Source organism: Fusobacterium ulcerans ATCC 49185, from assembly GCF_900683735.1.
In the GTDB taxonomy this organism is placed as follows: Bacteria; Fusobacteriota; Fusobacteriia; order Fusobacteriales; family Fusobacteriaceae; genus Fusobacterium_A; species Fusobacterium_A ulcerans_A.
The window spans coordinates 3,578,895-3,601,919 of record NZ_LR215979.1 but is presented as its reverse complement, the minus strand read 5'-3'; the positions used below and the strand labels follow the sequence as shown (position 1 = coordinate 3,601,919).

The following is a 23,025-nucleotide window of genomic DNA, read 5'->3' as shown; positions in this document are numbered from 1 at the left end:
TTATCCCTCCTCAACTGCTTCTCTCTGCTCATTCTTTCTTTCACCAGCATCTAATACAGCAGCTACGACTACAGATCCCACTACATTTACAGTAGTGATTCCCATATCCATTATACGGAAGATTCCACCTAAAAGACCTACAAATTCTATTGGTAGCCCTAAAGTTGTAAGGAAAATAGTTGTTGCAACAAATATTCCACCAGGGATACCAGGACTTCCTAAAGTCATCAATACTCCTGTAAATACAGCTATAAACATTTGATATAAAGACATTTCTATTCCCAGTACCTGTGATACAAACACTGCTACGACTCCATACCAAAGCCCATTTCCATCCATATTCATTGTTGCCCCTACTGGAATAGTAAATCCAGCTATATCTTTTTTCAATTTCAATTCATCTTCACAAACTTTTATAGATACTGGTATAGTTGCAGCAGTACTACATGTAGCAAAACTTGTAGTCCATACTGGAGCTATTTTCTTATAGAACGCAATCGGGCTCTTTCCAGAAGCTGCCAGATACATTCCACCATAAACTACAAAAGCATGTATGATTAATCCAATGTAAATAGTAATTATAAACTTTCCTAAAGGTCCTAATATGTCTGTTCCATATTTTCCTGTTGTTGTTGCCATAAGAGCAAAAACACCATATGGAGTGAATCCCATAACAAATTTCAATATCATCATTATGAAACGAGAAAGAGTTCCAAACATATCCAACACACGTTTTTTGTCCTCTTCTTTTAATAGAAGGATAGCTATACCAGAAAATATAGCAAAAGTAATTATCTGAAGCATATTTCCTTCTGAGAATGACTGCATTATATTAACAGGGAAAAATCCTAAAATAACACTGCTTACAGTAGGAGCCCCTTTTTCAACTATTCCACTGACATCTGTCATTACAAATCCTACCCCTGGTTTTATCACAAGAGCAGAAAATAATCCAATACCTGCTGCAACAAATGTTGTAGCTAAAAAGATAACAACAAGTTTAACTCCAATCTTCCCAAGACGTCTCAAATCTCCCATACCTGCTACTGCCAAAACAACATTGGCAAAAATAAGAGGTACAACTGACATTCTAAGAAGTCTTAAAAATACATCCCCAACGACAGCTATTGCCGTTATTTTTGGTCCTATAACAAGTCCAGCTATTGCCCCCAGAATCATACCAATCAATATCTTATTGGCCAATCCTATCTTCTTCTTTAACATAATAATCCCCCCACTTAAAATTAAGTAGTATATGAAAGATCGCTATTCTTGACTATTTTGCAGCTCAATACTTGATGAAGGTTTTAATGACGTTTTCCATTTCTCTCTTCAATAGAAATCTCTGAATTGACAACTTCCATTTTTTGATTAACAGCTATGAATTCTAAACAAAGATCACATCTATCTCCTCTATAAGTTCTCCTGTTGAATACTACAGGCTCTTTCCCTATAAATGACAGACATTCTACTACCATCCCTGTAGGAATTTCTGGAAAATCAAGCTGCTCTTTTTCATATTGATCAAGCATTATTGCCTGTACCCCTATTTTATAATTAGTAAAACTTTTTTCATAGGTATTTTCAATATATTTATATACAGCTATTTCTCTAATATCTTCCTTTGAAATATTTCCTGCCCATTTAGGATTGATATAGTGTGTATCTAAAAGAACTGGTTTTCCGTCTATATAATGAAGCCTCTCTATTTGATACACCTCTCCATTCTCTTCTAGCTCCAATACTTTTTGCATTCTTCTGTCTGTTTCTGTAAAATCTGAAAAAATCACTGTTGAGTAATCATTCAGTCCTGCTTCTCCACTTTTTTTGCTGAAAGCTGGTTCTAGCAGAAAATTTTCTGTAATCTTTTGATAGACTACAAAAGATCCCTTTCCTTTTTTCCTTACAATAAGTCCCTCATTTACAAGACCATCCATTGCCTGTTTTACTGTGGCTCTGCATAAATTAAACTCATCACAAAGCTTCAATTCTGAAGGTATCTCTGTTCCATATCCCCAATCTTCATTCATTATTTTATCTCTTATGATTTCTCTGAGCTGATAATAAAGAGGGATTGGACTATCACTTTTTAATTTTTTCATACAAACCACACCCTATCCAAATTTTAAAACTCTTCTACATTGTATAAAGTGTAGCAATACTTGTCAAGAATATTAAAACCATATACAGATATTCAATTGTTCAAATGTCTAGACATTTGAATTATACCAATAATTTATTTAAATGTCAATATTTTTACAAATTAAATGTTTTATTTATTTTTGTTTTGTCTTTATTTCTTACAAAAATATTGGTATCCACCTTATAAAAAACTATTCAAATATATTATTAAATCATTCTTATTCTTAATTTTTTTCCTTTATTAAGAACTATTTTAATAAAAATAGAGCTGAGGGAAAATAGACAAATAAAAATTAATATAGTATAATTTTAGGAAGAAATGTGAAAGAACATCATAATAAAAATTCATATTTTATGAGGTGGCTACTTGAAAAGAAATAAAAAAATAAAGAAACAGGCAATCATATTGCTTCATGAAATATATGGAGTTAATGATTTTATAAAAAAACAATGCCAAAAATATCAAAAAATGGGATTTGATATTTTTTGCCCAAATCTTCTTGAGCATACTCCATTTTCATATGAAGAAGCTGATGAAGCATATAATTATTTTATTCAAAATATTGGTTTTGATAAATATACAGAAATAAATAGTCTAGCCAATAATTTAAAGAAACAGTACAATAAAATATTTCTTTTAGGTTTTAGTGCAGGTGCTACTATTGCATGGAGATGTTGTGAAAAATCTTTATACAGTGGAATCATTGCATGTTATGGTTCTCGTATAAGAGATTACACTGATTTAAATCCTGTCTGCCCTACTCTTTTGTTGTTTGCAAAGGAAGATTCTTTTGATGTGTCAGCAACAGTTAATGAATTACAATATAAAAAAAATTTATCTATTACTGTATTTGAGGCTTCTCATGGATTTATTGACCCTTATTCCAAATATTATAATGACTATCAGAGAAAAAAAGTTGAATCAGTTATTACTCAGTTTATAAATCAGTGTATAAAATAAATCAGAGGTATGGATTTTTTCCATACCTCTTTTTACATTTTTATATAATTCTATCTTTTAAGTCATTATTTAAATTCATCTAAATATATCCTAATAATTCTTTGAATTTTCTTTTTCATATTTTAAAATTAAATTTGTACTTATCAATCTACTGCTTTATTGTACTTAAACAAAATGGATGTCCCTCTGGGTCAAATAAAACTGTTGATGTTTCAAAATATTGTATTTCTGATATTTTTGCACCACACTTTACAGCATGAGAAACTCCCTCTTCTAAATTTTCAACAAGAAAATCTATATGTGCCATTTGCTGCTGCTTTCCTTTTTCCCATGGCCATACTGGTGGAATATATTCTTCAACTTCCTGAAAAGCAAAAATCCATCCTTGAGGTGAACGTAACCCAGCCCAGCCATTTCCTGAAAGAATTTTCTCCCAACCAAGCAAATTTACATAAAAATCTGCTAATGCATCAGCATTTTTACAATCATAGGCAAATCCTGCTATTTCTTTAATCATATCTTTTTCCTCCTAGCATATGAAATAGATTTCTTTTTATTAAAATTTTATTCCCATTTCTTTAAATATTAAAATACAGACAATCAATGAGAGTAAATTAATAATTAATCCAATAAAAGCCAATCTTTTTTTCTTAAAGGAACCAAATATTCCAATTCCACTAAAAATCAATCCCATTACTGAAACTGCTGGTCCAATTAATGCTATGGCAATCATAACAAGCACCATGATATGACCCAATATGACAAACCATCCATTTCTAGAATTTATCAAACATATTTTTAAGAGTCCAACTGACAATCCACTAGCAATAAGCAGAAGTATTCCTATTACTAAAGATATTGTTCCCATTATATTTTTTTCATAATCTATTTTCATTCTCTTCTCCTCATGTTTTCAAGTAATTTTTTAATGTAATATCATTTAGAGAATATTAATTTCTATTTCATAAAAACATATGCATTGTAAATATTTATGAATACTATAACCAGCATAAGTCCCATAAAAAGTTTATCCACTTTTTCTTCAGATATCTTTTTATTAACCATGCTTCCTGCCATTCCTCCACATACTCCTCCCAACACCATAAGTCCAAGATAAAGAACACTTACATCTGGAGTTTTTCTTGCAAATATAGTATGTGCCAGACTTGCTATTTGTGAAAATAGTATTATGTATATAGAATTAATAGCTGCTTCCTTAGTAGTCATTGAAAAGAAGAAAATCAATATTACAAGATTGATAGGTCCTCCTCCAATTCCTAGAAATGATGAAAATATCCCTAGAATAACTCCTATAATAAAGCATAGAATCTTATTTTCAAAATTATGTGTTTTTATATCATTTTTCTTAGCTGTATATATTAAAGTTCCCAATGTTATAAATATCATAACAATTGATTGAACTGCTCCTGTCCTGTTCTCATTTTGAAGAACCTCTTTTACAGCTTGAAACATAACTTTTCCTGTCATTCCTCCCAATACACTTCCTAATGCAAGCCAAGTAGTAATCTTTGTATTTATCTTTACAGTACTATTTTTCATTGCTTTAGCTACAGAAATAACAGACATAGAAAGAACTGTACATCCTGATAAAAAACTTATAGCTGTTACACTCATAGTCCCTGTTGCATCAAGAACAGGTTTAATTATTACTCCCCCACCTATACCACATATTGACCCTACAAGAGAAGAAAAAAAACTGACTAACAAAAAAATAACTGGCATATCTTACCCCCAAAATACTTTTATGTTTCCTATATTCAATAATTATATTTGTTTTTTCATAAAAAATCAACCTTCATTCTTTAGATGTTCTGCTATTTTTCTTTTTTTTAATAAACTACACCAAATTTCTCTCTTTGTAATAATCATAAATTTATGATAAAATATAACGATAAAATTTGATTGTCTAAAGGAGTTGAGTATGGCTAAATTTGATAAAATATACAAAGAAATTGTTGAAACTATAGATAAAAAAGGAATATGGAGTGAAGGAAATGTCAGAACAAAATATGCTGATGGAACTCCTGCTCATTACAAAAGCTATATAGGATATCAATTCAGGCTTGATAATTCTACTGATGAAGCACATCTTATCACTACCAGGTTTGCTCCAAACAAAGCTCCTATCAGAGAACTTTACTGGATATGGGTAATGCAGTCTAATGATGTAGATGAATTAAATAAATTAAAATGTAAATTCTGGGATGAATGGAAAATGAAAGATGGCACTATAGGAAAAGCCTATGGATACCAAATAGCAAAACAAACATTTGGATATAAAAGTCAGCTTGATTATGTTATAGGAGAATTGAAAAAAAATCCTAACAGCCGTAGAATAATGACAGAGATATGGGTGCCAGAAGATCTCGACAAAATGGCTCTTACTCCTTGTGTACATCTTACTCAATGGAGTGTTATTGGAAATAAACTTTACTTAGAGGTAAGACAAAGAAGCTGTGATGTAGCACTTGGACTTGTAGCTAATGTGTTTCAATATTCTATACTCCACAAGTTAGTGGCTATGGAATGCAATCTGGAACCTGCTGAAATTATATGGAATATTCATAACGTACATATTTATGACAGACACATGCCTGAACTTTTAGAGCAGATAAAAAGACCTTCAATTGATGGAGCAACTGTAAGAATTGAAAACTTTAAATCTATCTATGATTTTAAACCTGATGATGTAGTTGTTGAAAACTATCAATATGGAGATAAAATTTCTTATGAGGTGGCAATATAATGAATAAACCAAAATTAAACATGATAGTATGTGTGGCAGAAAATAATTTAATAGGTGATAGAGTTCCAGAAGGAAATGGGCTTTTATGGCATTCTATAGAAGAATTAAATTATTATAAATCTAAAACTATTGGAAATGTAGTTTTATTTGGAGAAAATACAGCTAAATATGTTCCAATTAATTTAATGAAAAAAAATAGGGAGGTAATAGTCCTTACTCTTGATTCCAAACTTGAAGATATTATGGAACATTACAAAGATAGTGGAAAAGATATTTTTATATGTGGGGGATATACTATTTATAAGTATTATCTTGATAATTATGGATTGGATGAAATTTATATTTCTAAATTAAAACCTCATGTAAAGGTAGCTCATGCTGCTAATCCTCTTTATTTTCCTGATGTAGAAAAATATGGATATAAGATTGTATCTGAAACTGACTACAATGATTTTACTGCAGCAATATATAAAAAATAAAATAATAATTTATAATAAAGAACCTGAAGTGTTAGATATTTCTAATAGAAAAGGTTCTTTTTTACATTCTGTGTATTCTTTATAATTAATTCTTCACCTAAATTTTTCTAATAAAATATTTATAAAAAAAGAAAAGTTTGACTTTATTAGAAAATAATATTACAATCAATATACAAAAGTACGATACCGTACTATATGGAGGTGGAAAATGAATTTTAAAGCTTTAAGAATTTATGAAGAAAATGGTACTTTTATAAGAAAAATCGTTGAAAGAGATATTAATGAACTTCCTGAAGGAGAAGTTTTAATTAAGGTTAAATATTCATCACTTAACTATAAAGATGCACTATCTTGTATAGGAAACAGAGGAGTAACCAGAGAATATCCTCATACTCCTGGAATAGATGCTGCTGGTATTGTAGAAGATTCTAAAGTTTCTGAATTTATCAAAGGAGAAGAAGTTTTCATCACAGGATATGATTTAGGTATGAATACTGATGGTGGATTTGGAGAATATGTCAGAGTTCCAGCAAACTGGGTGGTAAAAAAACCTGCTAATCTTTCTTTAAAAGAAGCGATGATATATGGGACAGCTGGATTCACTTCTGCTCTATCTGTTTTTGAATTAATAAAAGAAGTATCTCCTGAAGATGGAGATGTTCTTGTAATTGGTGCTGGTGGCGGTGTAGGAAGCCACTCTGTAAAATTTCTTACTAAACTTGGTTATAATGTAACTGCTGTAGTAAATGATGAAAAAGGTATTAAATATGCAAAAGAACTTGGTGCTTCTGCTTGTATATTAAGAGATGAAATAGATGATAAATCTGGCAAACCTATGCTGAAACAAAAATGGGCTGGAGTAATTGATACAGTAGGAGGAAATCCTCTTTCTACTGCTCTAAGATCATTAAAATATGCTGGAGTAGTTACTACATGCGGAAATATAGCTGGTGGAGATATCCCTGCTGCTAATGTTTATCCTTTTATTTTAAGAGGTGTAAAGCTTATAGGAATAGATTCTGTTCAATGTCCTATGAAAAAAAGAAAAGAAGTATGGGATACTCTTGCAGAAAAATGGAAGGGTGAAAATCTGGAAAAAGGTATTAAAGAAGTAAGTCTTGAGGAAATATCTGATTCGGTAGATAAAATGCTAGCTCAACAACTTATAGGAAGAATTATTCTTAAGCATAAATAGTCTAAAAGTTTAAAAAACAGTTGTTAAATTTATCTTTTTTAATAGCTGTTTTTTTATTTAAATTCTGTATGATAAAATAAAACTTTTATTTTGACGTTGACTATTTACTAATTATGTGGTAAATCTCTATCAAGGAAATTTATAAAGGGAGAGTATAAATGGTCGAAATCATAAAAAGTTCTAATTTCAAAGAAAGCAGGTGGAGTGGAGGAATAACTACACAACTGTATATCTATCCCAAAGATGGAGATTATCAAAAAAGAAATTTTAAATTCAGAATAAGTATAGCAACCACAGAACTTATGGAATCTACATTTACAAAACTGGAAGGAGTAAAAAGAATTATCTCTATACTTGAAGGAAAAATGGAACTGTCTCATAAAAACAGATATGACATTACATTGATGCCCTATGAAATAGATAGATTTATTGGAGATTGGGATACTACTTCTAAAGGTAAAGTAAAAGATTTCAATCTTATGCTTAAAGATTGTGATGGCGATTTTCTACACAAAGAAATAAATGGCAGTGAAAAAATTAATCTTGGAGAAGAGGAAGTAATATTTTTTGTTTACTGTATTTATGGAAAAGTTAAAATATCTGAAAAAACTCTATTGGAAAATGAATTAGCTGTTGGAACTGGAAAAAATATAACTATCTCTGGGAATAACAGCAAAATATTCTATGGTTATGTAACTAAGTAATAATTGCAGTTAATAGGAGGATTAAAATGAAAGACTTATGGAATGGGAGATTAGATAGTTATGAGGAAATAGATCTCAGACTCTGGCAGGTAATACAAGAGATAACTGAAGCTCAGGAAGCTGGCGGGGTATGTTTTATAGGATATGATACAGATGATGGAGTAGTGAGAAACCTAGGAAGAAAAGGTGCAGAAGGTGGTTCAAATGCTATCAGAAAAGCTATTCAATCTTTTCCACAACTAAAGGGACTAAAAGTATATGACTATAGAAATCTGGAAAAGAAAAATGTAGAAGAAGCTCAGAAAGAATATTCTGAAAAAATAGCAGATGTCCTCAAATCAGGAATTTTCCCTATTGGATTAGGAGGAGGACATGATATAGCTTATGGATCGTATTTGGGAGTAAGAAAAGCTAATCCTGACAAAAAAATAGGAATAATAAATTTTGATGCTCACTTAGATATGAGACCATATGATAAAGGAAGAACTTCTGGCACTTCATTCAAAGAAATAATGGACAATGATAAAGACGCACAATATGCAATAGTAGGATTTCAAAAAATGGGGAATACAGAGAGACTTATAAAAACTGCTGAATCCTTTAATGTATTGATTTTAGAAGAGGAATGTTCTGAAGAATCAACTATTGAAGCATTAAAAGATTTTATAAAAAAAGTAGATATTGTCTATGTAACTTTCTGTATGGATGTATTTGATGCAAGTTCAGCTCCTGGAGTATCTGCTCCTGTTGTAATGGGATTGGAGCCTAAAAAAGGAAAAAGATTGTTGAGGTTCATTATGGAAACTGGAAAAGTAGTGTGTGTAGATTTTGCAGAGGTAAATCCTGTGTATGATATAGATAATATGACTGCAAAACTTGCTGGATGCCTAATCTATGAAGTAATGGAGCATATAAAAAAATAATTGCTGGAATTAAAAAAGGTCTTAGTAGAGACTAAGACCTTTTTTAATTCTTATTAACAGCATATGAGTTTACTTTGTATATTTGGTAAAACAACGAATTTATAACTGCAAGAAATAATCCTACAACAAATACTATCAAAGGAACAAATTTAAAGTTAACATAAATTATATTTGGGCTGATTAAAAAATTTGTAAGGCTCATAGCTAATAAATTAGAAAGAAAATATCCTAAATAATATTTTACTCCATAATAATCATCTAATACCCAATAAGCAAAAATAATTATACTTTTACTCATTGATAGGTATTCCACTATTCTCATAAGGTTTTTATTATTATCAAAAATACTTTTACTAATAAGAGCCACAGCCAGAAAATTTAAAACTAATCCTAAATCTAGAACAAATCGATCAAAATAATCTTTCATACAATTTCTCCTTTTTTTTATTTTTATATACTATAATAATCTTAATTTATTTTTAAAATGTCTAATATTATTATACACATGTTTATAAAATAAAATCAAGAGAAATGCATGCACAAAAAAAGCTACAAACTAATAATAGTCTATAGCTTGAGATTCTTTCATTTAATAATTTTTTTAATTTTGGTAGTTTTTTCTTATTTTATCCAACAAAAATATAAGAATTTCTTTTTCTTCCTCAGTAAAATCTTTGTATGTCTTTTTTAAAAGATTGTTACTTATCTCTTCAAACAAAGATTTAAATTCCCAACCTTTTTCTGTAAGAGTTATTTCAACAACCCTCGAATCTTTTTCACTTTTCCCTCTTGTAATATACCCAAGTTCCACAAGTTTTCTTATTAAATCTGTAAGTGTAGATTTTTTCTTTCCAACTATTTTGCCTATTTCATTCATGGTTATTTTTCCATTATTATCATACAATATAGAAAGAATAGTTCCATGACTATTTATAAGTCCTTCCACTCCTTTTTCTCTCAATTGACTATTAATGAACTGCGCACTTTTTTCCCTTATATTAGATATCATTCCTACTACCTTGACAGTTTTCACTTTAATCCTCCTTAAAGCAGTGAAAGCTTTTGTCTTCTTTTGCAAACTTTCTATTAAAGTATAGATTATCTCTACTGCAAAGTCAAATAAATTTTCTTTTTCCTTCCATTAAATCATTATATTTAAACCTTTGATTCCTTTGATAATTAAATTTTAAATTTTTATTTTTATATACAAAAATTATTTAGGAATAAAGAAAAAAATCTCTTTTTTTAGCAAAACAAATGTTTTTTCTCTATAAAAATATGAAGAATTTTTCATTTCTTAATGGTATACTTTTAATAAAGCAGTGTTTAGCAAATTTTGATTTTATTAAGCAAAAGGGGGGAAGTATTTTGAGGTTAATCCATAAACAAAACTATTCTGGATTTTTCTCATTATACAATCAAATGGCAAGTCGAGAAAAAATTAAATATGAACTGAGAATGTATTTTTTTCTATTTATGCTTTATTCATTTATTGGATGGATATATGAAACTATATTATTTACAGTTGAAGAGGGCCATTTTATCAACAGAGGTTTTAACTTTGGTCCTTATATTCCAATATATGGTTTTGGAGCTGTCATTATTATGATAGTCATTTCACAATTTATAGATGAACCTGATGAAAATAATAAATTCAGCTTAAGACCTTTAAAAATATTTATGCTCATTCTAGTTCTTTCCACTATTGCTGAACTCATAGGAAGCTATATTATGGAATATACTTTGGGTTTAGTATTATGGGATTACACTAATGAATGGATGAATTTCCAAGGAAGAATATCTCCAAAAACAAGCTTTATTTTTGCTGCTGGAGGAACTGCAGCATATTATACTATTCAGCCTCTTGGAAAAAAAATAATTGATAAAGTATCTGTAAAGGGACAGAAAATATTTGCTTCTATTCTTTTAGCTTTTTTCTTAATAGATTTTTCTGCTTCTCTTATTACTACAATCTGGTTTCCTGATTCTATTAAAAAAGATGGAATAATGGAAAGAAAATAAGAATAAGAACAGCAACATCTTTATCCACCTAAATACAAATAATTCTTACATAATAAAGGAGGAAATAATGAATATACATAATAAATACTGGAAAATAATGACTCTTCTTTCTCTATGCATATTTTTAAGCAGCTGTGGAGGAGGAAGCGGTGGTGGTGGAAGTTCATCTGGCAATAATAACACAAATAACATCACTCCTCCATCTCAAAATGTAACTATGGATTTTAAAAAGTCTGATACTATTATAGGGGTTATTGATTCTTCTTTTTCATATCTTGATGAATTCAAAGATCCTTCTGGAAAGTACAGAATATTTATAGATGACAGTTTCCCAACTGATCCAGAAGAAAGAAAAGCTAAATCCTACACACATGGCGAATTAGTCTCTCTTCTCATTGGTGGCAATAAAACTGGTGTTACTGATGATGTAAAAATTTATGCTATTCCATCTTTTCTAGCATACAGTGATCAAATAAAAGTACAAGGAAGTATGTATCAAAAAATGTATCAGGCAGGAGTAAGAATATTCAGCCAGTCCTTTGGAAGTCCAACTAATGATTTAACTTCTGAAAAATTTCCTGCTTCTAGCTCTCTAGTCAATTTTTATGTAAGCAGGTCATCTACTGATAGTTTATTTATTTTTGCTGCAGGAAACAATGGAAAAAGTAATCCTGCTGCTGAAGCTCTTTTTCCTAAACTTTATCCAAGAGCTGAAAAAGGTTGGATATCTGTTGTAGGAATAAATCCTAAAACAGGATTGATAGACTCTGAATCTAATAGAGCAGGAGATGCTAAAAACTGGACTATTGCTGCTAATTATGAAGTTACAGTTGAAAAAATTTCCGGAGTTAATGTTTATTCTACCACTGCATACGGAACTTCTTTTGCTGCTCCAGTAGTAGCTGGTGCTGCTGGTGCCATTCAATTAAAATATCCATGGATGTCCAGAGATCTTATCAAACAATCTTTGCTAACTACAGCAACAGATTTAGGAGATGCTGGGGTGGATGATATTTATGGTTGGGGACTTCTAAATCTGGAAAAAGCAATGAAAGGTCCTGCTGCCTTCGATAAAAGGCTAACTTTTGATGAACATGGATATCGTTCAAATGATGTAATTATAGATATGGAAGGGCATCCTACTTCTTCCAATGATATTGATAGTTATACTTTTTCAAATAACATATCTGGAAATGCTGGTGTTATAAAAAAAGGGTCTGGAACATTATGGTTTACAGGTTACAATACTTATTCTGGTCAAACTGCCATACAGGAGGGAGTACTTACTGTTACAAATCATTTAAATTCAGATGTAGTAATAGAAAAAAATGGTACTATGAGGGCTGTTGGACTTATTTCTCCTTTGGGTACTTCTGAAAGAACTGTTACTGTAAATGGAAATATAAAAAATACATCTTCTTCTTTGGAGGGATTGAGTATATCCAGAGGTGGACTAAAAATAAATGGAAATTATACAGGAAACACTTTGAGTTCTATCAGTATTGACATAACATCTGCTTTAAAAGTAACTGGAACATTTGACAATGGAAATGGTAAAATAAATATTACCTATGGCAGTAAAAATATTCCATCAGCTTCAGTATATACTACTAAAGATATAATCATAGCTGGAGCTGTTCAAAATACAACAGTTGGTGATATTGATACCAGCACTCTAAATAATTATTTTGATCTTAAGAATATAACTGTTACAGGACAGAAAATACATTTAGATTATAAAAGAAATTCTACTGAATATGTAGTAAGCAGTCTTGGTATAAAATCTGCTTCTGCCATGAATACAGCTTTGAATTTAGAAAATTCTTTTAGTTCTATTGGAAATGATGATGCTCTTTTAAGAGCAGCTTCAGGAATATTAGCTACTCCTAATGCTCTGCTTCCAAGAACTATTGATTCTCTGTCTGCTGAAATATATGCTTCATCTCAGAATCTTATATTTAAACAACTAAAAGAAATGAATAGAGATCTCTCTAATAGAATGATACTGATTTCAAATGACAAGAATAAAAATATGGCTGGATTCTGGTTTAATGGAATAGGAGCAAAGGGAGAACTTTATCAAAGCGGTTATGCTAAAGCAGATACTAAACTATATGGTGGACAACTTGGGATAGATAGTTATTTTACAGATAAACTTCTATTAGGAGCCGCTATTTCTGCATCAAAAGCTGAAGCTGATTTCAATAAATATGCTGGTAAAGCTGAAAATACAAATATTATGTTATCTGGATATGGTTTATATGAATTTAATAAAAATTTCTATACTTTAGGAAGAATAGGAATAGGCTATACAGAGAGTGATGTTGAAAGAGATATCTGGATAAATAATGATAATATCCATCTAAAGACAGATTATGATAGTATTACTTACTCTTTATATGGAGAATTAGGATATAAATTTTCTATTACTGAAAAGATAAAAATAAATCCTTTTGCTGGACTTATGTATGATCATGTAAGAAGAGGAAGTTTCAATGAAGATTCTAACAGTATCTATGGAATAGAAGCTGACAGAAAAAATTATGAACAATTCTCTGGAACAGCTGGAATAAGGGGAGAGCTTGAACTTGATAAAATCAAACTATATAGCGGTATAACTCAGGTGGTTTCTCTTTCTGAAGATAAACTTGATTTTAAAGCAAGATATGTAGGTGATACAAGTGGCAATAAATATAATATAACAGGTATAAAACTAAATAAAAATACTACTTGGATTAATCTAGGAATAGAAGCAAAAATAAGTGAACAGACATCAATAAATGCTTCTTATGATATCTCTGTAGAAAGATCAAAAATTTCTGATAATATGATATCAATAGGATATAAATTTAGATTCTAATAAGCAGAAATAAATTTTAGAACTTTTTCAGTAGAAAGGTTTGTTATTAATTTCGTTCCTAAAACTAAAAATAGTAAACTCATTTCATTCAAACATACTATTTTTTACGTTTTACTTACTTCATTAATTATACAAACCTTTCTAATTTCCAAATTTCTAAAACTTATTCAAAACTTTTTAGATATCCTCTATTTTTATTATTTTTACCAGTCTGCTTGTTCCTAATCTATCTGCTCCTGCCTCTATAAATTTTTCTGCATCTTCAAAAGAACTTATCCCACCAGCTGCCTTTATTTTTACATTCTTTCCTACATATTTTTTCATAAGAAAAACATCTTCCAATGTGGCCCCAGAGGTAGAAAATCCTGTAGAAGTCTTGATATATTCAGCTCCTGATTCAGTAACTATTTCACACATTTTTATTTTTTCCTTCTCAGTAAGAAGGCATGTTTCAATAATTACTTTTAATATTTTCCCTTTACAAGCCTTGTGGATATCTTTTATCTCATTTAAAATAATATCATATTTTTTATCTTTCAAATCTCCCATATTGATTACCATATCTATTTCATCAGCACCATTTTTCACTGCTTCCTCTGTTTCAAATACTTTTACAGCTGTTGTGCTGTATCCATTTGGAAATCCTATCACAGTACATATAGGAAGAGAATTTTTTACATATTCTTTGGCTCTTTTTACAAATGATGAAGGTATACATGCAGAAGCTATTTCATATTTTATTCCATCATCAAGTATTTCTTTTATCTGCTCCCATGTAGATGTTTGAGCTAAAAGAGTATGATCCACTATTTTCAATATATCTTTTCTATTCATTTTTTCTCCTATGATTATTTTAATTCCTCAAGCACAGATCTTCCTATTGTATTTTCAGGCATCACTATATCAAAATTATCAGCAATAGTAGCTCCTATTACAGCAAAAGTGTCTGCTATGGGCAAAGCCCCTGCCTCTTTCATAGATGGTGAGTATACTATAAAGGGAACTTTTTCTCTAGTATGGTCAGTTCCTTTGAATGTAGGATCATTTCCATGGTCGGCAGTTATTATTAAAAGATCATCTTCTTGAAGTTTTTCCAAAACTTTTCCTAAATTTACATCAAATTTTTCTAATTCATCTGCATATCCTTTTGGATTTCTTCTGTGTCCCCACAGAGCATCAAAATCAACTAGATTTACAAAACATAATCCAGTAAAATCTGTATCTAAAAGTTCCAGAGTCTGCTCCATTCCATGGACTGAACTCTTTGATTTATATGCTTCTGTTATTCCTTCTCCATCAAAAATATCTCTGATTTTTCCAACAGATATAACATCAAATCCTCCTGCCTTCAATACATCTAAAACAGTTTTTCCATATGGTTTTAAAGCATAGTCATGACGGTTACTTGTACGTTTAAATTCACCTTTTTTCATTCCTATATATGGTCTGGCTATTACTCTTCCCACTTTCCATTCATCCCTCATAGTAAGTTCTCTTGCTATTTCACAAAATCTATATAGAGTTTCAAGTCCCATAGTTTCTTCATTACCACATATTTGAAGGACAGAATCAGCACTTGTATATACAATAACATCTCCTGTAGCTATCTCATGTTCTCCATATTCTTCCAATATTTCTGTTCCACTTGCTGATTTGTTTCCTACTATCTTCCGTTCAAACCTCTTCTCCATCTCATCTATTAATTCTTTTGGAAATCCTGTTTCTGTAAATGTTTTAAATGGAGTTTTTATCTCCAATCCCATCATTTCCCAATGTCCAGTCATAGTGTCCTTTCCTACACTTCTCTCTTTAAGTTCTCCATAATAGGCAAGAGGTTTTTCTGCTACTTTTACATTTTTCATTGGATGAAGATTAGCAAGTCCTAATTTTTGAAGATTTGGTATATTAAATTTTTCTACTGAAGCAGCTATATGTCCTAATGTATCTGCTCCTGTATCTCCATATTTTTCAGCATCTTCCATAGCTCCTATTCCCAAAGAATCTATAACTATGGTAAATATCCTCTTATATTTTCTCATAAGTATTACCTCCGTTGAATCAACAGAAAGTTTCAAGAGCCACTTTCATCATATTTATAAAAGATGATTGTCTCTCTTCTGGTGTAGTTTCCTGTTTAGTTACAAAAGAATCTGATATAGTCAAAAGACATGCAGCATTTTTCCCTAAAACTGCTGCATTATGAAAAAGTGCAAAACTCTCCATCTCTACACAAGTGCATCCATATTTAGCTTGAAGCTCCTTATATCCATCTACATTACTTTCTCTGTAGAAAACATCACTTGAATGTATTTTGTCCAGGTGTACTTTTACCCCTAATTTTTCTGCTGTTTCTAATATTTTTTTATTTAATTGAACACTTGGAAGAATTGTATCTCCCTCAAATCCATTCTGTGTATGAGCAAAAGTTGATTCACTCCATGCACTCTCTGCAAGTACTACATCATATATATTCAATTTTTCTACATAAGATCCTGCTGATCCAACACGAATTATATTCTCTACTCCATAAACTGTATATAGCTCATATGAATATATTCCAATAGATGGCATTCCCATTCCAGAAGCCATAACTGTTATTTCTTTTCCTTTATACTCTCCAGTGAAAGCAAGCATATTTCTTACAGAGTTTACCTGTCTTACATTTGTTAAAAATGTTTCTGCTATAAATTTAGCTCTCAATGGATCTCCTGGCATCAATACATTTTTTGCTATATCTCCAGGTTTTGCCTGATTGTGTGGTGTAGACATAATTTCCCTCCTTATAGGTCATCACTTGTAAATGACATTGGTAAAAGTTCCTCTATATTTGTTACCATTTCTTTTTCTCTATTAGATAATACAATAGGAGTATCTCTATTTAAAAGTTCTATCAGTACCTGTCTGCAAGCTCCACATGGTGTTGCAAGAGTCTTTCCACTGCTCACAATGGCAATAGCTTCCACATCCTCTTTTCTATATCCCTGTGAGTATACTTGAAAGATAGCATTTCTCTCTGCGCAGTTAGTCAGTCCATAAGAAGCATTCTCCACATTGGCACCTATAAAATATTTTCCATCTTTTGTTTTTACACAGGCCCCTACATGATAATTAGAATATGGTGCATAGGCATTGTCCATAGCTGAAAAAGCTCTTTCCAGTATATCTCTGTATTTTTCCATATCCTGCCTCCTTTATTCTGGCATATCTGTTTTTATAAGGTTACGTATAGCTTCAATGGCTACTCTTATGGCTGCATCTGTATCATGGACAACTGGATTTTCAAGTCCTGCTTTTTCTCTTTCTTGATTAGCTACTACTAAGAATGCTGATCCTACACGAACTCTTAAATAATCTCCCACTACAAAAAGTGCTGCTGATTCCATTTCTGAAGCTTTACATCCTAGACGTATCCATGCTTCCCATTTATCCATCAATTCATAACTTACTGGCTTTGTTTCAGGTTCGTGCTGTCCATAAAATGAATCTTTGCATTGAACTATTCCAGTATGATATTTTTCTCCTAAATCCTTTGCTCCCTGTATAAGAGCATTTACTATATCTATATCTGCCACTGCTGGAAATTCAATTGGAGCATATTCTCTGCTAGTTCCTTCCATTCTGATAGCTCCAGTAGCAATCACTATATCTCCTCCCATAATTTCAGTCTGCATCCCTCCACATGTTCCCACACGTAAAAATGTATCTGCTCCTGATTTTACAAGCTCCTCCAAGGCTATAGCTGCTGATGGTCCTCCTATTCCTGTAGAAGTGACACTGACTTTCACACCATCAAGATATCCAGTGTATGTAATATATTCCCTATTATCTGCCACAAGTTTTGCATCTTCAAAATATTTTGCTATTTTTTCACAACGTTTTGGATCTCCAGGAAGTATTACATATCTTCCTACATCACCTTTTCTTATTCCTATATGATATTGAACTCCCTCTTCTGCATACTTCATGATTATACCTCCAATATCTGATATATTTTTAAAATTATATTCTCTATATGTTTAATATACCACAGATCCAACTACATTGTCGAATAAATTACTCTAAAATGAAAAAAACGGCAAATGACTTGATTGTCATGCCGTTTTTTCATATCTATATATAAAACATCTTGGGGAAAGATTTATATGCTTTAATAATACTAGATATCTGTGACAGTTCTGTTACAGATATTAAAATTATTTTTTCACATTGAACTTTTTTTAATTTTATTCAAAATTTTTTCACACAATAATTAATGAATTACATATATTTTAATAATTAAATTGTTTTAAAAAATATATTTAATCTAAATTAAACGTGTTGAAGATAGTTAATGATTCATTGCAATGTATAATATAATTTTTTAGGTATATAAAATCCTTAAAAAATGTTAAAATTCTAATTGTACAATTCAATAAGCTTCTAAAGAAACATAAAACATAAATAAACAATTTGGTTTTATTAATAAAAATCAAATTAAAATACAGTTAGGGATACAGCTGATGTTTAGGAGGTACAAAACATATGATTAGGATTGGATTAACCAAGGAACAAAAAGAACAGGAAATTATAAAATACTTAAATAATAAAAATATTAATAAAATTTATTGTTTCTTTTTTAAAAAATTTTATACTAAATATAATATTGGGAACAAAAATATTGAATATATTGAATATTCTGATATTGAAAAATATAAGTATTTCTATAGGTTATTAGAAGAAATAACTGAAGATTCTTTAATCATAATAGATGAATGTATGAGAGCAAGTAATAGAAATAAATTAACATATAATTGTGCACATCATTATTTAAATCAAAGTCCTCATAGAATAATCTTTGAATATTTTCCTATAATAGAAAACTATGAAGATTTTATGATACTTTTAAATTTTGAAAATAAGGGAAAATATAAAGGAAAACCATTTGAATTCAGTCATTTGAAGGCAGAAGATATCAAAATGATAAAGAGAACTATTCCCATGAAAATAAAAAATGTAAGAACAACAAGATTTATGAGAGAAAGATATGAAAGAGAAAAAAATCTTTTATTTAAACTTCTTGGAAATCAAGACCCAGATACAATTCCCAGAAATCTTCATCTATTAACTGGAGATTTTAAAAAAGAACATATAAAAGAAAAAACTGCTGTTGCAAGAAACAACAGATTTCGATTTAAAAATGTTGTTTCATATACTAATATCAATAAAATATCTGAAGAATCAGAAATACTTGTAGTTGACTTTCATTATAGAAGATTAAATTTCAATGACTTTCTAAAAACTATGAAAAATATTAAAGAATTTGAATTTCTATCAACAAGTTTACCTGTTGATAAATTTTATGCAAAGAGTTATATAGAATGGAAGGAAAGATGTGAAGAAATCTATGATAAAGCAGATGTATACCAATAAAAATGTTCTTGAAGCTTCAAAAGAGAGAATAAGTTTTCTTTTTGATAATTTCAAAAATATCTGTGTTTCTATTTCAGGAGGAAAGGATAGTACTGTCCTTGCTCATCTTGTATTGAAAGAAGCAGTTAAAAGAAATAGAAAAGTAGGATTATTTTTTCTGGATGAAGAGGTAGTATATAGCAGTACAATAAAACAGATAAAGTATTTGATGAATCTCTTTCCTCAAAATACTATAAATTATTGGCTTCAAATAGAATTTAATCTTACCAATGCAACAAGCATCACAGAAGGACAGCTGAAATGCTGGGAAAAAAACAAATCTCATCTCTGGATGAGAACAAAAGAAAAATATTCTATACAAAATAAACCATGGGATATAAAAACTGAAACTATAAGAGATAAAAACAAAGGATTTGGATTCTATGATGTAATAGAAAACTTTCAAAAGCTGAAAAATGATACTGTTTTCCTAGTTGGTCTGAGAGCTACAGAAAGCCCAAATCGTTGGGGTGCAGTAGTAAAAAATCCAGTAAATATAAATGGAACTCTTGTTTATTGGGGAACAAAATTAAAGTATGAAAATTTTTCTTTTTATCCTATTTATGATTGGAATTTTCATGATGTATGGAAGTATATTTACAATGAAAAATTAAAATACTCTAAAATCTATGATTATCAATATAAAAAAGGAACTGGACTAAGAGAAATAAGAGTTTCATCTCTAATACATGAAAAAAGTTTTAAAGCTCTAGTGGACCTTCCTGAATTTGAACCTAAAACATATGATAAACTTCTTAAAAGAATAGCTGGAATAAGTATTGGAAATCTTTATGGGAAAGACAGCAAAATGCTGAGATGTACCAAACTTCCTAAAAATTATAATTCATGGAAGGAGTATAGAGATTTTTTATTAAAAACATATCCCAATGAAAATAAAAAATGGATATTTGAAAAACGATTTCAAAAACATCTTGAAAATGAATACGTAGCAAGACAACAATGTAAGCAGCTCATACTAAATGATTATGAAAATAATCTGCCAGTTGACAATAAAAAAGATCCAAGATTGGAAAAGTTGAAAAAATGGAGAACAATACTATGAAATATATAAAAACAAAAAAAGGAAATGTAGCACTTCCTGTTATGAATCCTATTATAGTTCCTATACACAAATTAGAACCAAATAAATACAATCCCAACAAGGTGGCTATAAATAATATGGAATTACTTGAAAGATCTATATTAGATAATGGCTTCTGTTTTGCTGTGGTTACTATCTATGACAAAGCTAGAGATAAATATATAATAATTGATGGTTTCCATAGATATGAAATTTTTAAAAAATATTTTAAGGCTAAAGAAATTCCAATAATTGTATTAGAACATAATATAGAGAAAAGAATGGCAGCAACTGTTCAGTTTAATAGAGCTAGAGGTGTTCATCAGGTTGAGCTTATGGGAGAATTAGTAAGAGAACTATATGAAAAAGGCCTTGAAGATGAAAAAATAGCCAATACTCTAGGAATGGAAGAGGAAGAAGTCTTCAGATTAAAACAAATAACAGGTATAGCAGAAATTTTTAAAAATAAAGCTTATTCAAAAAGCTGGGAAATGCAGGAGGTTGATGATGATTGAAAAATGGGAATATGGTGGTTCTTATATAAGTTACCCAATAAAATCTGCTGTTCCATACAATATAGATGAAAATATCATTATGGTCCATGATCTTACTGATGAACTTCCTGATTTTATGAAAAAAGCAGATATACTATTTATTGATCCCCCTTGGAATTTAAGAAATCTTAATACCTTTTATATGAAAGCTAGATTAATACCAAGATTAGAAACATATGAAGAATTCTATAAAATTCTTTTTAAAAGAATAAGTGAAATAAAACCAAAACTTTGTTTTGTTGAGATAGGGAAGGAATACCTTGCAGATTTTATAATGGAAATGAAAAAACTATTTAAATATGTAACCTTTTATAATAGTACATATTATAATAACAATAAAAATATCTGTTATATAGTTCAAGGAAGTGAAAAAAGGCTTAATCTAAAATTAGATGGTATGGATGAAGAAAAAATAATAGAATTTATATGTAAAAATATTGAATATAACTGTATTGGAGATATTTGCATGGGAAGAGGACTTGTAGGTTTAAATTCCTATCTTAACAATAAAAATTTTGTAGGTATAGAATTAAATCACAAAAGATTATCAGTTCTTCTGGAAAATATATCTAAAATAAAATATTCTTGATTTAAAATATTGAGAGTTATAAAAAGCTGTGAATTTTCCTGTTCACAGCTTTAAATTTTTTATTTTCTTTTATTTTCTTCACTATATATTTTAAAAAGTTCTAAAAGTATTACACTATTTGACATTTCCTGCCTTTTTTTTATTTTTTTCAATTTTTTATTTATATACTTAAAATCTTCTTCAATAAAACGACATCCAAACAGTCTATAAATTTTTTCTATTCTTTTATCTTCCTTTTTCATAGCATCACTCTTTTATCTAATAGCTTCAAATATGCTTATTATCTCTTCCTGTCTTTTCATGTCCTTTTCCAATTCTTTTTTAGCTTCTGAATATTTTTTTGCTAATTCCTGATATTGAGTTTTATAGAATTTATTATCTTTTACACTTAAAATTCTCTTCTCTTTTTCTGAAATCTCTGCATACATTTTTCTTTGAGCTGCCAGAGTTTTTTCAGCTTCTTCAGCCTCTGCTTTTCTTTGATTATACATAGCTCTTTCTTCAGCTTCTAACTGCTGAAGATTAAGTTCAAGCTGCTCAAATGTTGACATTACATCTGTTGCTGAATATGATATTGCTGATACTGCTAAGAAGCATCCCACTAATATTTTTTTCATCTTTCCCCCCTATTTTTTTCATCTTCTGGTTTTATATATTCTTTTAACACATCATTTATTTTATATTTTTCAACTAGTGCATTTATGACTTTTACTTTTTCTTCTCCTAATTTCTGATTGAATAATGCCTGTTGAAGTTGTGGATATACTTCTACAGTATTTTTATCCTTCAATACCTCAGTATTGTTTTTATATACCTCTAAAAGTTCGTAATCATATATTTGAACTGTTTTTTGAGCTACTGAATTTAAATAGAATTCAATCTCCATATTAAGTTTCATTTCCTCAAGATATTTTTTTTCCTCTTCTGTGTATTCTTTCTTTTCCATTTCTGCAAGAATAGCTTTTCTTACTAAAAGCTGAGCCACCGCATCCTTATTTTCCCCTAAAGCTTCCAGTTCTTTTTTTGTTAATTTTATCATCATCTTCCTCCAAAACAGTATTTTTTAAGTAGTGTTCTTTTTCCTTTTTTCTAGATTATCTCCATATTTTTTAAAAAGATTTAAGATTATTTTATTATTTGATCCATATTCTTCTTTTAGATTTTTTAAGCTTTTTTGAATCAATAAATATTCTTTTTCAGTGAAGCGACACCCAAGAGTACAGTAATTTTTTACTCCACTTCCTAAAGGGCGGCCTCTCTTTTTTCTTTCACCCATAAATATTGCCTCCTTTAGTATTAT

Annotated in this window: 28 protein-coding genes; 12 read left to right on the top strand and 16 right to left on the bottom strand. The window is 29.9% G+C overall.

All coding sequences use genetic code 11. The features are described 5' to 3' along the window. A complete protein-coding gene (locus E0E45_RS16335) occupies positions 1-1,224 on the bottom strand; it encodes a dicarboxylate/amino acid:cation symporter (protein WP_130892113.1) in 1,224 nt (407 codons plus the stop codon). 83 nt (positions 1,225-1,307) lie between these two features. Then, positions 1,308-2,102 (bottom strand): GntR family transcriptional regulator, encoded by a 795-nt coding sequence (locus E0E45_RS16330; RefSeq protein ID WP_005978707.1) that lies wholly within the window; start codon positions 2,100-2,102, stop codon positions 1,308-1,310. 407 nt (positions 2,103-2,509) lie between these two features. Between E0E45_RS16330 and E0E45_RS16325 the strand changes: the two genes are divergently transcribed. Next, complete coding sequence (locus E0E45_RS16325) at positions 2,510-3,103, top strand: dienelactone hydrolase family protein (protein WP_130892112.1); 594 nt, start codon at positions 2,510-2,512, stop codon at positions 3,101-3,103. A gap of 148 nt (positions 3,104-3,251) precedes the next feature. On the opposite strand, the gene E0E45_RS16320 is transcribed toward E0E45_RS16325, so the two are convergent. The 3 genes from E0E45_RS16320 to E0E45_RS16310 form a co-directional block, all read right to left on the bottom strand. Next, positions 3,252-3,620: a VOC family protein gene (locus E0E45_RS16320; RefSeq protein WP_130892111.1), complete on the bottom strand. Its 369-nt coding sequence runs from the start codon at positions 3,618-3,620 to the stop codon at positions 3,252-3,254. Positions 3,621-3,659: 39 nt separating this feature from the next. Beyond that, positions 3,660-3,998 carry a hypothetical protein gene (locus tag E0E45_RS16315; protein ID WP_118005117.1) on the bottom strand — a complete coding sequence of 113 codons (339 nt, stop codon included), beginning with the start codon at positions 3,996-3,998 and terminating at the stop codon, positions 3,660-3,662. A 62-nt stretch (positions 3,999-4,060) separates the two neighbouring features. Further along, positions 4,061-4,846 (bottom strand): sulfite exporter TauE/SafE family protein, encoded by a 786-nt coding sequence (locus tag E0E45_RS16310; protein WP_130892110.1) that lies wholly within the window; start codon positions 4,844-4,846, stop codon positions 4,061-4,063. Positions 4,847-5,045: 199 nt separating this feature from the next. Here E0E45_RS16310 and thyA point away from each other — a divergent pair, with 199 nt between their 5' ends. From thyA to hutG, 5 genes are all read left to right on the top strand, one after another. After that, positions 5,046-5,870 (top strand): thymidylate synthase, encoded by an 825-nt coding sequence (thyA, locus tag E0E45_RS16305; RefSeq protein ID WP_130892109.1) that lies wholly within the window; start codon positions 5,046-5,048, stop codon positions 5,868-5,870. Continuing rightward, entirely contained in the window at positions 5,870-6,349 is a 480-nt protein-coding gene (locus E0E45_RS16300; RefSeq protein WP_130892108.1) for a dihydrofolate reductase, read from the top strand. The genes thyA and E0E45_RS16300 overlap by 1 nt, the downstream gene beginning before the upstream one ends. A gap of 208 nt (positions 6,350-6,557) precedes the next feature. Next, positions 6,558-7,544 carry a YhdH/YhfP family quinone oxidoreductase gene (locus tag E0E45_RS16295; protein ID WP_130892107.1) on the top strand — a complete coding sequence of 329 codons (987 nt, stop codon included), beginning with the start codon at positions 6,558-6,560 and terminating at the stop codon, positions 7,542-7,544. A 158-nt stretch (positions 7,545-7,702) separates the two neighbouring features. Then, complete coding sequence (locus E0E45_RS16290; RefSeq protein WP_130892106.1) at positions 7,703-8,248, top strand: HutD family protein; 546 nt, start codon at positions 7,703-7,705, stop codon at positions 8,246-8,248. 26 nt (positions 8,249-8,274) lie between these two features. Beyond that, positions 8,275-9,171, top strand: coding sequence for a formimidoylglutamase (gene hutG / locus E0E45_RS16285; protein WP_130892105.1), 897 nt, complete (start codon positions 8,275-8,277; stop codon positions 9,169-9,171). Positions 9,172-9,214: 43 nt separating this feature from the next. On the opposite strand, the gene E0E45_RS16280 is transcribed toward hutG, so the two are convergent. Together E0E45_RS16280 and E0E45_RS16275 are read right to left on the bottom strand one after the other, a co-directional pair. Continuing rightward, positions 9,215-9,598: a hypothetical protein gene (locus E0E45_RS16280; protein WP_130892104.1), complete on the bottom strand. Its 384-nt coding sequence runs from the start codon at positions 9,596-9,598 to the stop codon at positions 9,215-9,217. 174 nt (positions 9,599-9,772) lie between these two features. Continuing rightward, a complete protein-coding gene (locus tag E0E45_RS16275) occupies positions 9,773-10,204 on the bottom strand; it encodes a MarR family winged helix-turn-helix transcriptional regulator (protein ID WP_130892103.1) in 432 nt (143 codons plus the stop codon). A 335-nt stretch (positions 10,205-10,539) separates the two neighbouring features. Between E0E45_RS16275 and E0E45_RS16270 the strand changes: the two genes are divergently transcribed. After that, the gene (locus E0E45_RS16270; protein WP_232044138.1) at positions 10,540-11,193 is read left to right on the top strand and encodes a putative ABC transporter permease; all 654 of its coding nucleotides are present in this window, start codon (positions 10,540-10,542) and stop codon (positions 11,191-11,193) included. 67 nt (positions 11,194-11,260) lie between these two features. Further along, complete coding sequence (locus E0E45_RS16265; protein ID WP_130892102.1) at positions 11,261-14,053, top strand: autotransporter domain-containing protein; 2,793 nt, start codon at positions 11,261-11,263, stop codon at positions 14,051-14,053. Positions 14,054-14,230: 177 nt separating this feature from the next. Here E0E45_RS16265 and deoC read toward each other — a convergent pair whose 3' ends face one another. The 5 genes from deoC to udp are packed head-to-tail and all read right to left on the bottom strand — an operon-like array spanning position 14,231 to position 18,018. Beyond that, entirely contained in the window at positions 14,231-14,887 is a 657-nt protein-coding gene (gene deoC / locus E0E45_RS16260) for a deoxyribose-phosphate aldolase (protein ID WP_130892101.1), read from the bottom strand. Between the two features lie 14 nt (positions 14,888-14,901). Further along, the gene (locus tag E0E45_RS16255; RefSeq protein WP_130892100.1) at positions 14,902-16,092 is read right to left on the bottom strand and encodes a phosphopentomutase; all 1,191 of its coding nucleotides are present in this window, start codon (positions 16,090-16,092) and stop codon (positions 14,902-14,904) included. Between the two features lie 19 nt (positions 16,093-16,111). After that, complete coding sequence (gene deoD, locus E0E45_RS16250) at positions 16,112-16,822, bottom strand: purine-nucleoside phosphorylase (RefSeq protein ID WP_130892099.1); 711 nt, start codon at positions 16,820-16,822, stop codon at positions 16,112-16,114. Between the two features lie 11 nt (positions 16,823-16,833). After that, positions 16,834-17,232 carry a cytidine deaminase gene (gene cdd, locus E0E45_RS16245; RefSeq protein ID WP_130892098.1) on the bottom strand — a complete coding sequence of 133 codons (399 nt, stop codon included), beginning with the start codon at positions 17,230-17,232 and terminating at the stop codon, positions 16,834-16,836. A 12-nt stretch (positions 17,233-17,244) separates the two neighbouring features. Continuing rightward, complete coding sequence (udp, locus tag E0E45_RS16240; protein ID WP_130892097.1) at positions 17,245-18,018, bottom strand: uridine phosphorylase; 774 nt, start codon at positions 18,016-18,018, stop codon at positions 17,245-17,247. Between the two features lie 556 nt (positions 18,019-18,574). Here udp and E0E45_RS16235 point away from each other — a divergent pair. From E0E45_RS16235 to E0E45_RS16220, 4 genes are read left to right on the top strand one after another with little or no spacing between them, the layout of a single operon-like run. Next, the gene (locus E0E45_RS16235; RefSeq protein ID WP_130892096.1) at positions 18,575-19,462 is read left to right on the top strand and encodes a hypothetical protein; all 888 of its coding nucleotides are present in this window, start codon (positions 18,575-18,577) and stop codon (positions 19,460-19,462) included. Beyond that, the gene (locus E0E45_RS16230; protein WP_232044137.1) at positions 19,425-20,564 is read left to right on the top strand and encodes a phosphoadenosine phosphosulfate reductase family protein; all 1,140 of its coding nucleotides are present in this window, start codon (positions 19,425-19,427) and stop codon (positions 20,562-20,564) included. The genes E0E45_RS16235 and E0E45_RS16230 overlap by 38 nt, the downstream gene beginning before the upstream one ends. After that, positions 20,561-21,097, top strand: a complete 537-nt coding sequence (locus E0E45_RS16225; protein WP_130892095.1) for an IbrB-like domain-containing protein — start codon at positions 20,561-20,563, stop codon at positions 21,095-21,097. The genes E0E45_RS16230 and E0E45_RS16225 overlap by 4 nt, the downstream gene beginning before the upstream one ends. Beyond that, positions 21,090-21,725 (top strand): hypothetical protein, encoded by a 636-nt coding sequence (locus E0E45_RS16220; protein WP_130892094.1) that lies wholly within the window; start codon positions 21,090-21,092, stop codon positions 21,723-21,725. The genes E0E45_RS16225 and E0E45_RS16220 overlap by 8 nt, the downstream gene beginning before the upstream one ends. Before the next feature lie 59 nt (positions 21,726-21,784). Here E0E45_RS16220 and E0E45_RS16215 read toward each other — a convergent pair whose 3' ends face one another. The 4 genes from E0E45_RS16215 to E0E45_RS16200 are packed head-to-tail and all read right to left on the bottom strand — an operon-like array spanning position 21,785 to position 23,001. Then, positions 21,785-21,967 (bottom strand): hypothetical protein, encoded by a 183-nt coding sequence (locus tag E0E45_RS16215; RefSeq protein ID WP_130892093.1) that lies wholly within the window; start codon positions 21,965-21,967, stop codon positions 21,785-21,787. 12 nt (positions 21,968-21,979) lie between these two features. After that, a complete protein-coding gene (locus E0E45_RS16210) occupies positions 21,980-22,342 on the bottom strand; it encodes an adhesion protein FadA (RefSeq protein WP_130892092.1) in 363 nt (120 codons plus the stop codon). Beyond that, complete coding sequence (locus E0E45_RS16205; RefSeq protein ID WP_172604209.1) at positions 22,339-22,764, bottom strand: hypothetical protein; 426 nt, start codon at positions 22,762-22,764, stop codon at positions 22,339-22,341. Before E0E45_RS16205 ends, E0E45_RS16210 begins: the two co-directional genes overlap by 4 nt. Before the next feature lie 24 nt (positions 22,765-22,788). After that, positions 22,789-23,001, bottom strand: coding sequence for a hypothetical protein (locus E0E45_RS16200; RefSeq protein ID WP_130892090.1), 213 nt, complete (start codon positions 22,999-23,001; stop codon positions 22,789-22,791). Positions 23,002-23,025: the final 24 nt, after the last annotated feature.

What these genes read in the sequence shown, in the direction of transcription:
- E0E45_RS16335 (WP_130892113.1), bottom strand. Translation starts at nt 1,224, where the DNA reads ATGTTAAAGAAGAAGATAGGATTGGCCAATAAGATATTGATTGGTATG.
- udp (WP_130892097.1), bottom strand. Translation starts at nt 18,018, where the DNA reads ATGAAGTATGCAGAAGAGGGAGTTCAATATCATATAGGAATAAGAAAA.
- E0E45_RS16295 (WP_130892107.1), top strand. Translation starts at nt 6,558, where the DNA reads ATGAATTTTAAAGCTTTAAGAATTTATGAAGAAAATGGTACTTTTATA.
- thyA (WP_130892109.1), top strand. Translation starts at nt 5,046, where the DNA reads ATGGCTAAATTTGATAAAATATACAAAGAAATTGTTGAAACTATAGAT.
- E0E45_RS16265 (WP_130892102.1), top strand. Translation starts at nt 11,261, where the DNA reads ATGAATATACATAATAAATACTGGAAAATAATGACTCTTCTTTCTCTA.
- deoD (WP_130892099.1), bottom strand. Translation starts at nt 16,822, where the DNA reads ATGTCTACACCACACAATCAGGCAAAACCTGGAGATATAGCAAAAAAT.
- E0E45_RS16310 (WP_130892110.1), bottom strand. Translation starts at nt 4,846, where the DNA reads ATGCCAGTTATTTTTTTGTTAGTCAGTTTTTTTTCTTCTCTTGTAGGG.
- E0E45_RS16200 (WP_130892090.1), bottom strand. Translation starts at nt 23,001, where the DNA reads ATGGGTGAAAGAAAAAAGAGAGGCCGCCCTTTAGGAAGTGGAGTAAAA.
- E0E45_RS16210 (WP_130892092.1), bottom strand. Translation starts at nt 22,342, where the DNA reads ATGAAAAAAATATTAGTGGGATGCTTCTTAGCAGTATCAGCAATATCA.
- E0E45_RS16220 (WP_130892094.1), top strand. Translation starts at nt 21,090, where the DNA reads ATGATTGAAAAATGGGAATATGGTGGTTCTTATATAAGTTACCCAATA.
- hutG (WP_130892105.1), top strand. Translation starts at nt 8,275, where the DNA reads ATGAAAGACTTATGGAATGGGAGATTAGATAGTTATGAGGAAATAGAT.
- E0E45_RS16320 (WP_130892111.1), bottom strand. Translation starts at nt 3,620, where the DNA reads ATGATTAAAGAAATAGCAGGATTTGCCTATGATTGTAAAAATGCTGAT.
- deoC (WP_130892101.1), bottom strand. Translation starts at nt 14,887, where the DNA reads ATGAATAGAAAAGATATATTGAAAATAGTGGATCATACTCTTTTAGCT.
- E0E45_RS16255 (WP_130892100.1), bottom strand. Translation starts at nt 16,092, where the DNA reads ATGAGAAAATATAAGAGGATATTTACCATAGTTATAGATTCTTTGGGA.
- E0E45_RS16300 (WP_130892108.1), top strand. Translation starts at nt 5,870, where the DNA reads ATGAATAAACCAAAATTAAACATGATAGTATGTGTGGCAGAAAATAAT.
- E0E45_RS16215 (WP_130892093.1), bottom strand. Translation starts at nt 21,967, where the DNA reads ATGAAAAAGGAAGATAAAAGAATAGAAAAAATTTATAGACTGTTTGGA.
- E0E45_RS16290 (WP_130892106.1), top strand. Translation starts at nt 7,703, where the DNA reads ATGGTCGAAATCATAAAAAGTTCTAATTTCAAAGAAAGCAGGTGGAGT.
- E0E45_RS16280 (WP_130892104.1), bottom strand. Translation starts at nt 9,598, where the DNA reads ATGAAAGATTATTTTGATCGATTTGTTCTAGATTTAGGATTAGTTTTA.
- E0E45_RS16315 (WP_118005117.1), bottom strand. Translation starts at nt 3,998, where the DNA reads ATGAAAATAGATTATGAAAAAAATATAATGGGAACAATATCTTTAGTA.
- E0E45_RS16225 (WP_130892095.1), top strand. Translation starts at nt 20,561, where the DNA reads ATGAAATATATAAAAACAAAAAAAGGAAATGTAGCACTTCCTGTTATG.
- cdd (WP_130892098.1), bottom strand. Translation starts at nt 17,232, where the DNA reads ATGGAAAAATACAGAGATATACTGGAAAGAGCTTTTTCAGCTATGGAC.
- E0E45_RS16330 (WP_005978707.1), bottom strand. Translation starts at nt 2,102, where the DNA reads ATGAAAAAATTAAAAAGTGATAGTCCAATCCCTCTTTATTATCAGCTC.
- E0E45_RS16235 (WP_130892096.1), top strand. Translation starts at nt 18,575, where the DNA reads ATGATTAGGATTGGATTAACCAAGGAACAAAAAGAACAGGAAATTATA.
- E0E45_RS16205 (WP_172604209.1), bottom strand. Translation starts at nt 22,764, where the DNA reads ATGATAAAATTAACAAAAAAAGAACTGGAAGCTTTAGGGGAAAATAAG.